12 protein-coding genes are annotated in these 15,273 nt (G+C 68.1%); 5 read left to right on the top strand and 7 right to left on the bottom strand.

From position 1 onward, the window contains the following. Nucleotides 1-235: 235 nt before the first annotated feature. The gene (locus ABQJ54_RS08695; protein WP_367853900.1) at nt 236-1,975 is read right to left on the bottom strand and encodes a S53 family peptidase; all 1,740 of its coding nucleotides are present in this window, start codon (nt 1,973-1,975) and stop codon (nt 236-238) included. A gap of 583 nt (nt 1,976-2,558) precedes the next feature. Between ABQJ54_RS08695 and ABQJ54_RS08690 the strand changes: the two genes are divergently transcribed. Further along, nucleotides 2,559-3,311 (top strand): glutathione S-transferase family protein, encoded by a 753-nt coding sequence (locus ABQJ54_RS08690; protein WP_367853899.1) that lies wholly within the window; start codon nt 2,559-2,561, stop codon nt 3,309-3,311. A gap of 142 nt (nt 3,312-3,453) precedes the next feature. Beyond that, a complete protein-coding gene (locus tag ABQJ54_RS08685; protein WP_367853898.1) occupies nt 3,454-3,963 on the top strand; it encodes a hypothetical protein in 510 nt (169 codons plus the stop codon). 15 nt (nt 3,964-3,978) lie between these two features. Here the strand turns inward: ABQJ54_RS08685 and ABQJ54_RS08680 are convergent, their stop codons facing one another. After that, on the bottom strand, nt 3,979-4,881 hold the full coding sequence (locus tag ABQJ54_RS08680) for a LysR family transcriptional regulator (RefSeq protein ID WP_367853897.1): 903 nt from the start codon (nt 4,879-4,881) through the stop codon (nt 3,979-3,981). A 104-nt stretch (nt 4,882-4,985) separates the two neighbouring features. On the opposite strand from ABQJ54_RS08680, the gene ABQJ54_RS08675 reads away from it, so the two are divergent. After that, nucleotides 4,986-5,978, top strand: a complete 993-nt coding sequence (locus tag ABQJ54_RS08675) for an aldo/keto reductase (RefSeq protein ID WP_367853896.1) — start codon at nt 4,986-4,988, stop codon at nt 5,976-5,978. Between the two features lie 56 nt (nt 5,979-6,034). Here the strand turns inward: ABQJ54_RS08675 and ABQJ54_RS08670 are convergent, their stop codons facing one another. Further along, nucleotides 6,035-8,008, bottom strand: coding sequence for a M1 family metallopeptidase (locus tag ABQJ54_RS08670; protein ID WP_367853895.1), 1,974 nt, complete (start codon nt 8,006-8,008; stop codon nt 6,035-6,037). Between the two features lie 103 nt (nt 8,009-8,111). Here ABQJ54_RS08670 and queF point away from each other — a divergent pair, with 103 nt between their 5' ends. Next, nucleotides 8,112-8,948 (top strand): NADPH-dependent 7-cyano-7-deazaguanine reductase QueF, encoded by an 837-nt coding sequence (queF, locus tag ABQJ54_RS08665; RefSeq protein ID WP_367853894.1) that lies wholly within the window; start codon nt 8,112-8,114, stop codon nt 8,946-8,948. 92 nt (nt 8,949-9,040) lie between these two features. Further along, complete coding sequence (locus ABQJ54_RS08660; RefSeq protein ID WP_367853893.1) at nt 9,041-9,613, top strand: hypothetical protein; 573 nt, start codon at nt 9,041-9,043, stop codon at nt 9,611-9,613. Nucleotides 9,614-9,629: 16 nt separating this feature from the next. On the opposite strand, the gene ABQJ54_RS08655 is transcribed toward ABQJ54_RS08660, so the two are convergent. The 4 genes from ABQJ54_RS08655 to ABQJ54_RS08640 all read right to left on the bottom strand — a co-directional run bounded on the left by ABQJ54_RS08655 (nt 9,630) and on the right by ABQJ54_RS08640 (nt 15,229). Further along, complete coding sequence (locus ABQJ54_RS08655; protein ID WP_367853892.1) at nt 9,630-10,103, bottom strand: DUF3617 domain-containing protein; 474 nt, start codon at nt 10,101-10,103, stop codon at nt 9,630-9,632. A gap of 70 nt (nt 10,104-10,173) precedes the next feature. Continuing rightward, on the bottom strand, nt 10,174-12,225 hold the full coding sequence (locus tag ABQJ54_RS08650) for an alkaline phosphatase family protein (RefSeq protein WP_367853891.1): 2,052 nt from the start codon (nt 12,223-12,225) through the stop codon (nt 10,174-10,176). Between the two features lie 154 nt (nt 12,226-12,379). Next, nucleotides 12,380-14,023: a multicopper oxidase family protein gene (locus ABQJ54_RS08645; protein WP_367853890.1), complete on the bottom strand. Its 1,644-nt coding sequence runs from the start codon at nt 14,021-14,023 to the stop codon at nt 12,380-12,382. A 168-nt stretch (nt 14,024-14,191) separates the two neighbouring features. Then, nucleotides 14,192-15,229, bottom strand: coding sequence for a glycerophosphodiester phosphodiesterase family protein (locus ABQJ54_RS08640; RefSeq protein WP_367853889.1), 1,038 nt, complete (start codon nt 15,227-15,229; stop codon nt 14,192-14,194). Between the last annotated feature and the right edge of the window lie 44 nt (nt 15,230-15,273).

Below are 15,273 nucleotides of genomic sequence, written 5' to 3'. Positions count from 1 at the left end.
CAGGGTGGTGACGACATGCCCGCGCAATGCATTGGTGGCAACCGGCGCATCGCACCACCGGTCGCTTCGCGACGATCGCACCGGATTCCAATGACACGCCCATCGTGGTGTCGCTGCCGACGAGGCAGGCTGATTTCTTTGCCGGGTTCCGACGCCACCGGGACGGAGAGGCCCGGGGATCCATCCCCGGGCCAGGTTTCAGAACGCCCGGACGCCTGTACCGGGCGCGCCGCGTTTACGGGATCAGCGCCGAGATCAACGCTGCCTTCGGACTGCCCCAGCCGGTCACCAGGTCATAGCCTGCCACCGCGGAGTAGGTGCCGGACTTGCCACTGGTGATGTCGTGGAAGTCGGCAGTGTAGGCACTGGTCAGCTTGCCGCCCGACTCGTTCTGCGCGTAGACGGCCGGATCGAAGAAACCGACCGGCGCGCCGCCGCTGGCGGCCGACTGCTGGTTGGCCAGCGCGACGAAGGCGGCCCACATCGGCGCGGCAAAGCTGGTGCCGCCGTACTCGTTGGCCGTGCAGGTGGTCTGGTCCGCGCACACGTAGAACGTGAAGTTGGCATTGGCCGCGACATCCGGGCCATTGCGATAGGTGGTCGAGCCCTTGTTGCTGGAGTTGATCACCCCTGCAGCCGCCTGCCACGAGGGGATGGCGATCTTGTCGGGCGAGATGCCGCCGCCACTGTCGACCCAGGCCGTCTCCGACTTCCAGGCCCCGGCCGCCGAAGCGGTGGTCAGGTCGGTTCCGCCGACGGAGATGACGTAGGCGGCATCGGCGGGCCACGCCTCGTTCCGCTTCGACCAGGTCGAGCTGTCGCCGGACGCCGCGAAGAAGCTCTGGCCCTGGGCCGCCATCTTTTCCCAATAGGGATTGAGGGTCGACGGATCAGCCGGCGTCCAGCCCCAAGAACAGCCGATGGTCGTCGGCAGCGGGCTGTGCGTGGTCATGGCGCTGAGGATGGCGGTGTCGGTGGAGCCGACGTACATCGTCAGGCTGGCGAGCCCCGGCGCCATGCCGAGCGCCTGCGTCATGTCGAGCGTCTGCTCGGTGTCGTCGCAGCTGCCGCCGGCCCTCGAGTCGACACAGGAAGCGCTGGTGCCGTCCGTCGAAAGCACGGTGACCGGCACGTTGTTGGTCTGCCCCGTGTTCTTGTAGTACGTCACCAGGTCCGCCAGGTCGGTGCCCACGAACTCGAACAGGCCCAGGTTCTGGCCGGCGCCGGTCAGCGTGCTGCCGCCGTAGTAGGCCGCGCGCATGTCGCTGCCCAGGAACGAGGCCGAGGGGCCCGAACCCGTGGTGGCGTGCGACACGACCTTGTCGGCGGCAATGCCGTGGGCCAGCGCATAGTCGCTCCGCTTGACCAGCATGGGATGCGGGATCGAGTAATTGCTCAGGCCCGAGACATGCCATAGCGGGATGCCCAGCGCGGTCGTGGGCTCGCGGTCGGGACTGTAGAAGATGCGGTTCTCGGTGGGATGCTGGTAGGTGCGCATCCTGACGTTGAAGGCCTTCTCCACCGCGGAAACCGGCCCGACGACCTGCACGTCCATGCCGTCGCGGCTTCCGCCGGTGACCGTGAAGCCATTCCTGACAAGGTACTGGACCACGGCGTCGTAGTCATGCTGGGTCGGACCGAACATCACCGTGAACTGGGCCGGAGTGAGGTAGTCGCGGTAGCTGATGCTGCTGGGATCGGTGACGCCCGCCACGAACCTTGCCAGCCCCGCCTGGTCGCTCACGGGCAGGACCACATCGAGGCTCATCAGCTGGCTGGCGGGAAGTTCGCCGATCTGCTTCGCCGTACCCTGGCTCACCGCATCGCGCACGTGGTGGGTCAGGAACTGCGCGGCCTGCACGGTCGTGGTCGCGCCAAGCGCCATCGCCACGGCAAACGAAAGCAGGCATGCCCGCCGCACCAGGCGGGAAGTTCCGCCCGTGAAACCGTTCCCCATCGAAATCGACTTGATCATTGGTAGCCACCTCTGCATGTAGACAGTGAAGTGGAGCGGGGAACGGCATGCGTTCCCGGCGATCGTTCATGGCTGCGCCGGACAGGACGCGCCGCCATCGTGAAACCGTCACGACGGCGTGGCTCCCCGCTCGCCCATTGACACGCCCCCATCGTTCACAGCGATGCGCGCTGTTGCGGCCATTCGAGTCCCGACTGCCGCTCTGCTCAACAGATCACCCATCCCCAAATCGCAAGACGACGATTTCCGCGAGACGATACGCTTCCAGCCGTGGCCGGAAGGGTGATCGACGCCGCGATATGCGGCGCAAGACCTTGTCGAATACACGTCGCCGCAATCGCTTGCGATCGTCGCCGTGATGTTCATGCGCCAGGATCCGGTCACGGCATCACGGGCGAAGCAGGACGGCGATGGGAAGCTGCGGCTGAAAGGACCGGAAGGCAACCCGCGCAGCGTGGAAACCGCATCGCCGCGGCAACGCCTTCCGCACCGATGGACATCCAAAGGCAGGCATACCCAAAGAAGACAATCCACGGCATTCGTGTAGGATTTTCCCCAGCATCAGTGCCAGGAGATCAGCGTCGTGCCCGCGCAACGCAAAGTGATCGGCAGCTACCTCTCGCCCTACGTGCGCAAGGTGCTGGCCTGTCTGGAGCTGAAGGAACTGGACTACGAGATCGACCCGATGCCGCCGTTCGTCGGCAACGAGGCCTTCGCGCGGCTGAGTCCGCTGCGGCGCGTGCCGGTGCTGATCGACGACGGGCTGGTGCTGAACGACTCCTCGGTGATCTGCCAGTACCTGGAGGACAGGCATCCCACCCCGTCGCTCTACCCGCGCGACATCGCCGATCGCGCCCGCGCACGCTGGCTGGAGGAATACGCCGACACGCGGCTGGCCGACGGGTTGATCTGGCGGTTGTTCTACCAGCGTTCGATCCGTCGCCGCGTATTCGGCGAAGCCCCCGACGAGGCCGTGGTGGCACAGGCGCTGGAAGTGGAGATTCCCGCTGCGATCGACTACCTGGAAACGCAGTTGCCGGAAGACGGCTTCATCTTCGGCGCGTTGTCGATCGCCGACCTCAGCATAGCCAGCTGTTTCCGCACCGCCACCTTCGTGCGCTACGAGATCGATGCCGCGCGCTGGCCGCGCGCCGCCGCGCTGGTGGCCCTGGTGCAATCGCAACCTGCCCTGCAGAAGCTGGCCCGCTACGAAGACTGCACGCTGCGCCTGCCGCTGGCCGAGCAGCGCGCCGCCCTGCTCGCCGCCGGCGCGCCGCTCAGCAGCGAGACGATGGGTACCTGTGCGCCGCGGCCCGTGCTGCCGCGCAGCTCCTGAGCCGGGCTTTTTCGTCGGCCTCCTTCCGCCCACTCCCGGGATCCGGCCGCTCGTCACTGCAATCCCGTCGGCCATCACAGGACCGCGGCAGCCCTGCGCGAGGGCGATAACTTGACGACAGGTCACCGCCGGAGAGATGCCCGTGAAACATCGTTCCGACCTGCTCGTGCATCCGCGACGTGGACGCGCATGGCCCTTGGCCGCGGGTCTTGCCGCCGCGGCGTGCATGCCTGTCCACGCACAGGCCACCGCGGCATGCCATCGCCACGAGCTGCAAGGACAAAGACCGGACGCGGCCACCATCCAACGGCTCGAACGGGCCTGGTCCGTCGCCTTCCTCACGGGCGACGCGGCACTGGAGTCGTGCCTGCTGCTGCCGACATTCACCGAAATCTTCGGCGACGGCCGCACAGGGCACTTAAGCGACGAGCTCGCCCTTGCACGAGCCAACCAAGGGAAGCACTTGCCGATACCGGATTTTCCCGGCGAGAAAGTGTTGCTGCATGGCGACGCGGCCGTCGCCTATGGCGTCAGCACATCGAAGGGCGCCAACGGGCAGGTCCGACGGCAATGGTTTGCCGATTACTACGTCTGGGATCGCGGCGCATGGCATGTGTACTTTGCGCAGCAGACGTCGATCAAGCCGCGCTGAGCCACCGCCCGGCCATCACTGCTGCCGCTCCATCAACTCCACCAGCCAGTCCACGAACACGCGCAACCGTGCCGGCATCTGCCGCTGCTGTGCGTACAGCACGTGCACCGGCAGCGTGGGCGGCGGCAATCCGGGCAGGATCTCGCGCAGCGTGCCCTTGGCCAGCGCATCGACGATGCGATAACGCGGAAATTGCGCGATGCCCAGTCCCGCCTCGCAACAGGCGAGGTAGGCATCCACGCCGCTGACCGTGATGCGTGCGGGCAGACTGACTTCGCGGCGACGGCGGTTCACCACGAACTCCAGCGAGGGTTCGGGTCGACGCGTGGTGGGCGACGCCCAGTTCACCGCCAGATGGCCCTGCTGCAGATCGGCCAGCGCGGCAGGCTTGCCATGACGACGCAGGTAGGCGGCGCTGGCCACGGTGACCTGGGCCAGTGTGGCCACGCGCCGCCCCACCAGGCCCGAGTCCGGCAATTCGCCCACGCGCAGCACGCAGTCCACGCCTTCGCGCAGCAGGTCCACGAAGCGGTCGCTGGTGCCGATGTCCAATTCGATTTGCGGAAAGCGTGCACAGAACTCGGGCAACGCGGGTATCACCAGCTGCCGCGCCAGCGTGGCCGGCAGATCGATGCGCAGGCGGCCCTGCGGTTTCAGCGCAGCCTCGCGGAAATCCGCCTCCACCTCGTCCAGGTCGGCCAGCAGGCGTACGCAATGCGCGTAGTAGGCCTGGCCGTCGCGGGTGACGCGCTGGCAGCGCGTGGTCCGCTGCAACAGCTGCGCGCCCAGCCGTGCCTCCAGCTGCTTGATGGCGTGGGTGACCGTGGCGCGGGGCAGACCGAGGTCGTTGGCGGCAGCGGTGAAGCTGCCCAGCTCGACGATCCGCGCATACAGCCGCATGGTGTCCAGGCGATCCATGATTGTTGTTTTCAGTGGAATAGTGATGATGATTATTGGGTATTTATTCCACAACCGCCACGGCGCAGGATGGCGCCACCTTCCCCCATGTGAGTGATTCCCCCATGCAAACCCGCACGCTAGGAAACAACGGCCCGCAAGTCTCCGCCCTCGGCCTCGGCTGCATGGGTATGAGCGATTTCTACGGCGACCGCGACGACGCCGAATCCATCGCCACCATCCATCACGCACTGGAGCGCGGCCTCAGCCTGCTCGACACCGCCGACATGTACGGTCCGCACACCAACGAGGAACTGGTGGGCAAGGCGATCAAGGGACGTCGCGGGCAGGCCTTCGTCGCCACCAAGTTCGGCATCATGCGCGATCCGGTCAACCCGCAGGCGCGCGGCATCAACGGCCGCCCCGAATACGTGCGCGCCGCCTGCGAAGGCAGCCTGAAGCGACTCGGCATCGAGACCATCGACCTGTACTACCAGCATCGCGTGGACCCGAACGTGCCGATCGAGGAGACCGTGGGCGCGATGGCCGAACTGGTGCAGACCGGCAAGGTGCGCCACCTGGGCCTGAGCGAAGCTTCCGCCGCCACGCTGGAGCGGGCCAGCAAGGTGCATCCCATCGCCGCGCTGCAGAGCGAGTTCTCGCTGTGGACACGCGATCCCGAGAGCAACGGTGTGCTCGACGCCTGCCACCGGCTGGGTATCAGTCTGGTGGCCTACTCGCCGCTGGGTCGCGGCTTCCTCACCGGCGCAATCCGCTCGCCGGATGACTTCGAAGCCGACGACTACCGTCGTTCCAGCCCGCGCTTCCAGGGAGAGAATTTCGCGCGCAACCTGGCGCTGGTGGACAGGGTGAAGGCGCTCGCCGCCGACAAGGGCTGCTCGCCCGCGCAGCTGGCGCTGGCCTGGGTGCTGGCGCAGGGCAAGGACGTGCTGGCGATTCCCGGCACCAAGAGGCGTTCGCGGCTGGACGAAAACCTCGGCGCGCTGGACGTGGCACTGTCGAAAGACGAGCTGGCCGCCATCGATGCGGTGTTTCCGCCCGAGGCCGTGGCAGGCGCGCGCTATGCGGCGGCGAGCATGACGCACATCAACGGCTGAGGCCGGGCGCTCTCTCCCCAGCCCCTCTCCCGCAAGCGGGAGAGGGGCTTCGGGCGTCAGTGCATCGCGTAGCTGTTGTTGGAACGGTCCGCGTCGGGCAGCTTGTGGTCGGGATCGAGCTCCAGCCTGGTGATGGACTTGGCGGTGTCCAGCGTCACCTTCGGCGTGGCGCTGAAGCGCCAGGTCTCCACCGGCAGGCGGATGTCGCGGTGGCTGCCGTCGGCGAAGTCCACGCGCAACGTGGCAGGCATCACCAGCTTCTGCCTGCTGACCAGGTTCACCGTGACGCCCTTGGCCGGGTCGTTGTCCACGTAGCTGGCGCCGGTGATGCCCATGTCGAGCTGCCAGTTGTGGAAATACCAGCCGCGCCACCACCACGACAGGTCCTCGCCCGCCGCGCTGTCCATGAAACGGAAGAAATCCGAGGGCGTGGGATGGTGGTATGCCCAGGTGCGGATGTAGGCGCGGAACGCGGGGTCGAAGCGGTCGGGGCCGAGGATCTGCTCGCGCAGCAGCACCAGGCCCAGCGCGCCCTTGAAGTAGGTCAGCGAGTGACGGTACTTCTCGCTGATCGCGTCGGCGTGCGCCATCAGGGATGGCGCGTCCGGGTCGGCCAGCAACGGCAGGATCTCGTCCACCGGGTTGCCACCGTGTGGTGCGTACTCGCTGTCGCGCTTGGGCGCGTATTCGCCGTGGTTGAAGGCATCCGACGCGTACACGTCGATGAAGGTGTTGAAGCCCTCGTCCATGAACGCATGGCGGCGCTCGTTCGAACCCACGACCATCGGGAACCAGGTATGGCCGATCTCGTGTGCGCTGATCCAGAACAGCAGCTTGCCGCTGTCGGTGTAGCCGTCGAACACGATGCCGGGGTATTCCATGCCGGCGCCGTGGCCGCCGAGGTTGATCGCGTTCGGCCAGGGATACGGATACCACTTCGACGAGAAGTGTTCGATCGCACCCTTCAGGTATTCGGTGGAGCGGTTCCACTTGTCCGCCCCCACGCCCTCGACCGGATAGATCGACATCGCCATCGCGTGCTTGCCGTCAGGCAGATTGATGCGCGCGGCGTCCCACACGAACGCGGGCGACGCGGCGAAGGCCACGTCGCGGGTGTGCTCCATGCGGAAGCGCCAGGTCTGCGTGCCGCTGCGCGTGGGGCGGGATGAAGGATCGTTCACTTCCTCCGGCTTGCGGATGTACACGGTGCGGTCGCTCTTCGCCGCCTCGGCCAGACGCTGGCGCTCGGTGGCGGTGAGCACCTGGTCGGGATTCATCAACTGGCCGGAGCCTTCCACGATCCAGTTCCACGGCACCGTGACCGCATAATCGATGTTGCCGTACTCGAGGTAGAACTCCTGGCCGAGGTAGGGCAGCGTGTCCCAGCCGCGCAGGTCGTCGTACACCGCCATGCGCGGGAACCACTGCGCGATCTCGTAGATGTCGCCGTTCTTGGTCGGCGTCACCGCGGTGCGGCCGCCCCACTCGCCGGGCACGGTGTAGTGGTAGCGGATGTGCAGCTTCAATTGGCCGCCCTTGGCCTTGAGCGCCACCGGCAGGTCCACGCGCAGGCGCGTGTCGTCCACCAGGTAATGCACCGGCCTGCCGTCCACTTCCACCGCGTCGAGCTGGTAGCCGTCGGTGGTCTGGCCGGGCTTCTTCGGCCATGGCGAGGTGAGCGCGCCGCGCGAATCGGACTTGTAGATGTTCTGGTCGAGCTGCAGCCACAGCTCGTCGAGCGCGTCGGGGCTGTGATTGGTGTAGGTGATGGTTTCCTCGCCGGCCAGGCTGTGCGTGGCCGGATCGATGCGCGCCTTGATGTCGTAGTCGGCGCGGTTCTGCCAGAACTCCGGGCCGGGCTTGCCGGCACCGTCGCGGAACGCGTTGGCTGGGTACGGCAGGGAAAGCGGCGCGAACAGCGCCTGCGGGTCGAAGGGGGAGTTCTTGTCCTGGGCGAAGGCCGGCGCGCACAGGGCGGCAGCCACGGCGAACAGGGCGGCCGCTCGGCGGACCGGGGTCGGATGCTTCATCAGAGGGTTCTTCGGCATGAGGAGGCCCGCCCACTATAGGAACCACGCCGCATGAGCGGATAGGCCAGAAGTACTGCTCGCGGCCACCCGCTAGAATGGATGCATGAGCACGCCCGACCATTCCCCGCTCGGCAAGTCCACCGCCTACGCCGATCGCTACGACCCCAAGCTGCTGTTTCCCATCCCCCGCGCCGCCAAGCGCGCCGAAATCGGCGTGGGCATGCCGTTGCCGTTCCACGGCACGGACATCTGGAACGCCTACGAGCTGTCCTGGCTGGACCTGCACGGCAAGCCGCAGGTGGCGCTGGCCGAATTCCGCGTGCCGGCGACCACGCCGAACATCATCGAATCGAAGTCGTTCAAGCTCTACCTCAACAGCTTCGCGCAGGAACCATTGGCGAACCCGACCGCGCTACGCGCCCTGCTGCAGCGGGACCTCACCGCCGCCGCGGGCGACGTGGTGGAAGCAACCCTGCATCCCGCGCGCACCGCCATGCATCCCTTCGCCGACCTGGAGGGCGAGTCCATCGACACCCTGCCCGTCGCCATCGACGACTACGGCCCGCCCAAGGCCGACTACCTTCGCGTCGACACCAGCGCCGTGGCGATCGAGGAAACCCTCGTCTCCGACCTGCTGCGCTCGAACTGCCCGGTCACCGGCCAGCCCGACTGGGGCAGCGTGCAGATCCGCTACCGCGGCGCGCCGATCGACCGCGCGGGCCTGCTGCGCTACCTCGTCTCGTTCCGCACCCACAGCGAGTTCCACGAGCAGTGCGTGGAACGCATCTTCATGGACGTCACCGCGCGCTGCGCGCCCGAGCGGCTCAGCGTGTACGCGCGCTACACCCGCCGCGGCGGCCTGGACATCAACCCGTTCCGCAGCAGCGCACCGGCCGCACCGGACAACATCCCCGACAACCGGCGCGGCGCGCGGCAGTAACCGGCGCTTCAGAACGCACGCGCTAGCCTCGGCATCACTCGCCTGCAACGGCGTCGCACCCGGCGCGATGCCGCGACCACGGGGATACCGCCATGTACCGTCTCGCCCATCCGCTCGTCCTGTGCTGCGCCGGCCTGCTGCTGTGCGGTTGCCATCACCACGACGGCTCGCCGGTCGAACCGATCGCCAACGCGTCCGGGAAAGCTCCCGCCGCGGTGCACACGAACCAGCCGGCCGCCGCGAACCACGCCACGCCGGCCACCGCCGCCACGGTGCCCGCACCGGCCGCCAGCACGGGCAAGGCCGCCATCCCGAGCGACAACGCTTTCCGCGTCGCCACCCTTACCCTGGGCAGCGCGATCGACACCGGCTACGCCGTGACCGCACCCGCCACCCGCTTCGCCGACGACACTCCCGTGATCTACGCCAGCGTCGCCACCACCGGCCGTACCGCTGGTGCCACGCTCGAAGCGCGCTGGCGCTACCTGGAGGGCCAGGGCGTGCTGGTCAACGAGCTCCGCCAGACTGTCGCCGCCAATGGCCCCGCCGTCACCACGTTCAAGGTGCAGAATCCCAACCGCTGGCCCGCCGGCAAGTACAGCGTGGAGATCTCGCTGAACGGCAAGTCCGTCGCCAGCCGCGACTTCGAGATCGGGAAGCGCTGATACGGCGCGCGTCACCTCAGTCGCTGGGCCCGGTGCAGGCGGCGCGGCGCACGCCTTCCACTTGCAGCACCTCGCCACGCCCTTGCAGGCTGATGCTGGCGGTGTAGTGCTCAGGCGTGTCGAACTCCACCCGGCCGTGCCCGCTCGGCGCCGGCATGCCGGCGCAGCTGAGCGTCCAGTCCAGCGCGGTGCTGCTGCGATGCTGGTCGCCGCGTCGGCACTGCGGCGCGGGCATGGGCAAGGCAGCAAAGCGTGCCCAGGGATCATCCCCCTCGTTCACGCAGTGCCATTCCACCCTGGATGGCCCGGCATGGCCGTTGCTGACCGCGCGCAGCACGACCCGCCACAGGCCGGGCATCGCCTGGAAGTCGGCGGGATCGGCCCAGGTGACGGCGACACACGCCACGCCGAACAGCAGCATCACGGGCAGGCCGAAACGCCGGATCGCCATGCGCGTCCGGCGCACCGTCCTTCGGACCGATGCAGTCATGCTTGCGCCTCCATCGTGCGGCCCGTGGCTGCCCGGCATGCCGGTTCGCCTGCGGTCACCTTGCCTGCGCTCAATCCTGCAGCGCCTCGTCGTCGTGTCCGTGGCCCGGCTCATGCGCCAGGCGGAAGTCGAACATGTCCATCAGGTTGCCGATCGCCGGAGCGTTGAGCGGAACGTAGGGGTTGCTGGCCGTGCTGACCGGGTTCGGCAGGTTGTCGCGGCTGCGCGCCGAGATGCGCTCGTGCAGCCCCCAGTTGGCCTCGACGAATTTGTCGAAGGAGACGTGGTCGTAATAGGTGTGCACCACGTGGCCGCCCTCGGAGTACTTCGAGATCACCAGCAGCGGGATGCGCGTGCCGTCGCCGAAGAAGTCGATCGGCTGCACGTAGCCGGAGTCGTAGTAGCCGCCGCCCTCGTCGAAGGTCACCATGATCGCGGTGTCGTTCCACAGCGTCGGGTTGGCCTTCACCATCTCCACGATCTTCTGCACGTAGCCCTCGAACAGGTCGAGCTTGGACGAGGCGGGGTGGCCGTCGAGCAGGCCGTCGGGCTTGGCGATGGAAACCGCCGGCAGGGTGCCGTTCTGGATGTCGCTGTACAGGTCGTTGATGTCCTGGTTGCGCGCACGCAGCTTCGGGTTGGTCATCACCTGTTCGGAGTACAGGAACGGGTTGCAGATGTTGCAGTAGCTGCCGCCTTCGCCGTCCTCCTTGCCGCCGTCCCAGCCCTCGCCGTAGTACTTCCAGCTCACGTGGTGGCGATTCAGCAGCAGGGCCAGGTTGTCCTGCCGGGTCGGCGGGATGGTGAACTGGTCCGCACCCAGCGGCGCGGGCGTGCCGTCGCCGAGGTAGCCCGGGTTGTAGTTGTTGACCAGGTAGTAGGCGCCGGCCTTGCAGTCGCCGCCGCGGAAGGTCTGGTAGGGCAACGCGTGCAGGTAGTTCCTGACCTGGGCCACGCCCGGCTGGCTGTCGTCGGCGCAATCGACGTAGGAACCGCCGCCGTAGCCGTCCTGCACATACCAGTTGTTGGTACCCGGCTGCGCGTCGGGGTTCTCGATCTGGTTCGCCGGCGGCACCGCCGGCCGGCCCTGCGCGTCGGCGTACCAGATGAGGTCGCCGTAGCCGAGCATGATGTGGTTGGCGCCGGTGCCGCCCATCACCGACTGGTGGAAGTTGTCGCTGAGCGCGTAGGTCTTCGCCAGCTCGGCAAAGTACGGCACGTCGCCCTGGGCGACGTTGAGGAACTGCATCGCCGTGGAACCCTCGCCGGTGGTCTCGTCGGTGAAGTTCGCCGGCTGCGCCTCGCCGTTGCTGCCTGCGCCGATGGTGGTCTCCACCCAGGGGAACAGGTCGTTGCGGCAACCGCTTGGGTTGCCCTTCGTCGCTGCCGCGGCACTGCAGTCGAGCTGCTGCCACATCTGGAAGAAGCGGTGCACGGGACTGTTGGCGTAGGCGTCGTAACTCAGCGAGGCATGCATGTCGACCGGGGCATTCGGCAGCTGTGCGGGGAAGCGCGTGTCGACCACGTCGTTCGGCAGGCCGGTGCCGCCGGCGGCGAGTTCGCCATAGGCATCGTCCGGCAGGGCCGGCTCGAAGGCCTGCGCCTGCTGGGCCGAGGCGAACGGCGCCTGGGTCGGCGCACTGCCGGTGTTCATCGCCGGCAGCGTGGCGTAGGGCGCCGTGTGTTGCGGCGCCAGCGCGAACTTGCCGGCGCTCTGCGCCTGCCACTGCTGTGCCTTCGCCACCTGCGGGCCCGGCGTGCCGTCGGCATTGACGATGCCTTCGGAAAGCAGGTTGCGCACCTGCTGGCCTTGCGGCGGCGTGTAGGTGGCGAATACATGGTCGAAGGTGCGGTTTTCGCCGATCAGCAGGATCACATGCTTGATCGGCGTGCGCGTTTGGTTGCTGCGGTCGCTGGCGTCGTCGGAGCGGTACAGGGTGACGACGCCGCCGGGCAGCCCCTGCGGCGAAGTGTGGCCGGCGGTGTGCACGGCGGAGCGGAACGGCGCGTCCTGGGGCGGCGGCGTGCCGGCGGTCTGCGCGCCGGCCAGGCCGGCGAAGCCACTGACGAATGCACCCACGGCCAGCGTTTTCCATCGGGTACGACCGAAGATCATGGACATGCTTGTACTCCCTGATCGATGACCCCCTGGTTCAGGTCCGTGCGTGCAGCCCGCGAACCTGCAGCGGAGTCTGGCCTCGCAAGGTGACCGCCCGTTGGCATGCGCAAGACAGCAGTGGCGGCCACGATGACAGTGCCGCGACACGGCAGTGCTCTCAGGCAGGCAGCAGCTCGTACGGCCGCATCATTTCGTTGTCTTCGTGTTCGAGCAGATGGCAATGCCACACGTAGCGTCCCGGCTCGCCTTCGAAGCGCACCGCGATGCGCGTGACCATGCCCGGGTCGGCGCGCACGGTGTCCTTCCAGCCCGCCTCATGCGGCGGCGGCAGCTGCGCAGGGCCGGTGTACTTCAGCTCGCGCCGCGCATTCCAGGCAAACAGATCGAACGGCCGCCGCTCGAGCACCTGGAAGCGCACCAGGTGCAGATGGACCGGATGCGCGTCACCGCTGAGGTTGACGAAACTCCAGGTTTCCACCGCACCCGCGCGCGGCCGTTCGGACACCGGATCGGACCAGCGCTTGCCGTCGAGCAGCATGCGCAACGCATTGCCGCCGGCATCGTCCACCTCGCCCAGGCTCAGCATGCGATCGCGCGCGGCGGCGACATCGAGACGCGGCACCGGCCGCAGTTGCGCTGGCAGCACCGAGTCGTCGCGGCGGCCGCGATCGCGTACGCGGAATTCCAGGATGCCGCCGCCGTGCAACTGCAGCTGCACCCGCTGTCCCGCCAGCCCGGCGAAATCGACCACCGCGTCGGCCCGTTCGGCGGGATACAGCGTGATGCGGCTGCGTTCCACCGGCGCCGGCAGCAAGCCCTGGTCGCTGCCGATCTGCCGGAACGCCAGGCCGTGCGTCAGCGCCAGCTCGAAGAAACTGCTGTTCGCCGCGTTGAGCAAGCGCAGGCGGTAACGCCGCGGCTCCACGTCGAGATAGGGAAACAGCTTGCCGTTGCACAGCACGGCATTGCCCTGGCACTGCATCACCCACGGCGCCGCGGGATCGTCGGACACCGGGTAGTACAGCCGGCCGTCGCGGCCGATCAGGCGGTCACACAGGAACAACGGCAGCTCGTATTCCCCCGACGGCAGGCCCAGCGCGCGCTCCTGCGCATCGCGCACCAGCCATGCGCCGTACAGGCCGGCGTAGATGTTGAGGCGGGTGATGCCCATCGCGTGGTCGTGGTACCACAGCGTGGCCGCGTCCTGCGCGTTCGGATAGCGGCTGAGCGCGGAGCGGCCAGGCACGTACCAGTCCTCGGGCCAGCCGTCGCTGTCCGCCGGCACGCGCGCACCGTGCACGTGGGTCACGGCGCGCACCTCGGGCCGGTCGCGCTCCGCGCCGTGGATCGTGTGGTCGATCGGCAGGAAATGCCGCGACGGCAGCGCATTCGCCCACTCCACCAGCACCGCTTCGTCGCGCTCCACCTCGATCGTCGGCCCCGGTGAGCTGCCGGCGTAACCCCATTGCGGTGTGGGCGCCAGGTCGCGATGCAGGCGCGCCGCGAACGCGCGCATCTCCATGCGATAGCACGGCAGCAGGCGCCCGGGCCACGCCGGATGCCCGCGTCGCCCCACGGGGCGCGCACGCGCGGGCAGCGGCAACGTATCCACGAACGGCGCCAGCGCGGCCGGATTCACCAGCGGCACGTTCGGCGCGGCCAGCCGCGCCGCGGTCGTGCGCATGGGCATGCCCGCCATCGCGTCGGCTGCCATGCCCGGCGCAGGCAGCACATCGGCCAGCAGGCCCACGCCGAGCAGGCTGCCGGCGGCACGCAGGAAATCCCGCCGCGAGCGGCTCACGCCGGCCACCCGGCAACACGGGCCATGGCGACGAATCCGTTGCAACGAGGGCTGGCGCGCATCATGTCCGCACCGTAGAAGCGCGGAATGACGGTACGGTGACGGCAAGTCGGGAAGCGGGTGAAAAGGAACGGGAGCGGCTTCGGAAGTCGGCCCCCGTTTTTTCCGCTACTTTTCACCCACTCCCCGTTCGTCCACCGCCCGCCGACCCAGCGCCGGATCGTCGGTGAAGAACGCATCGATGCCGGCGTCGAGCAGGGCACGCATCTCGGCCAGGCTGCCGGCCTCGTGGCGGCGAGCGGGATCGCCGCCTTCGCGCAGCGCCGGCGGCAGGAAGGCGTTCTCGGGGCGCAGCGTGTACACGTGTACTTCCAGCCCCGCCGCGTGCGCTTCACTCACCAGCGGCGTGGCTGTGCCGAGGTGGCCATCCGGGGTGAGCGGCAGCACCGCGCGCGTCGCGGGGCCGATGGCATCCGCGTAGGCGGCGATGTCGCGCAGGCCTGGCGGCCTCATCATCGCCGCGTAATCCAGCGCACCGCCGGCGGCGGCCACGTCGTACGGCTGTTCCTCCGGTTCGCCCAGCAACTGCAGCAGGCGCACATTCGCCATGCCACGCCGCTTCCGCCCGCTATCGAGATGGCGGAGGTTGCCGATCTCGAACGACTGGATCTCCACCGGCGCACGGCACGTGTATGCATGCGCGGCCAGCGCGTCGAGCAGGGCATCTTCCATCGGCAGGCCGATCTCGCGGAAATACGTGCCGTGCTTGATCTCGGGGATGATCCCCACCACGCGCCCGCACGCGGCGGCCAGCGCCACGATCTCCGCGAACGTCGCCAGCGGATAGCGGCCGTCGTGCGCCGTGCCGCGCAGTTCCGGCAAGCGTTCGCGCGCCCGCAGCGTCTTCAGCTCGGCCAGCGTGAAATCCTCGGTGAACCAGCCTTCCACTGCCACGCCGTCGACGCGCTTCGCCGTCCTGCGCGCCGCGAATTCTGGATGCGCCGCCACGTCGGTGGTGCCGGAGATCTCGTTCTCGTGCCGCGACAGCAGCACACCGTCGCGCGTCATCACCAGGTCCGGCTCGATGAAATCCGCGCCATCGGCGATCGCCCGCGCATACGCCGCCAGCGTGTGCTCGGGCAGGTGCGCGCTGGCGCCGCGGTGGGCGATCACCCGCACCCGCGCGGCAAGCGGTTTCCCGTTCATGGCCGATCCCGTCGCTGCCGTCAGGCAGCGAGCATAGGCGATAC

Origin of the sequence: Rhodanobacter lycopersici, from assembly GCF_040812335.1 — a bacterium.
GTDB classification, from domain to species: domain Bacteria; phylum Pseudomonadota; class Gammaproteobacteria; order Xanthomonadales; family Rhodanobacteraceae; genus Rhodanobacter_A; species Rhodanobacter_A lycopersici.
This window is presented reverse-complemented; position numbering and strand designations above follow the sequence as displayed.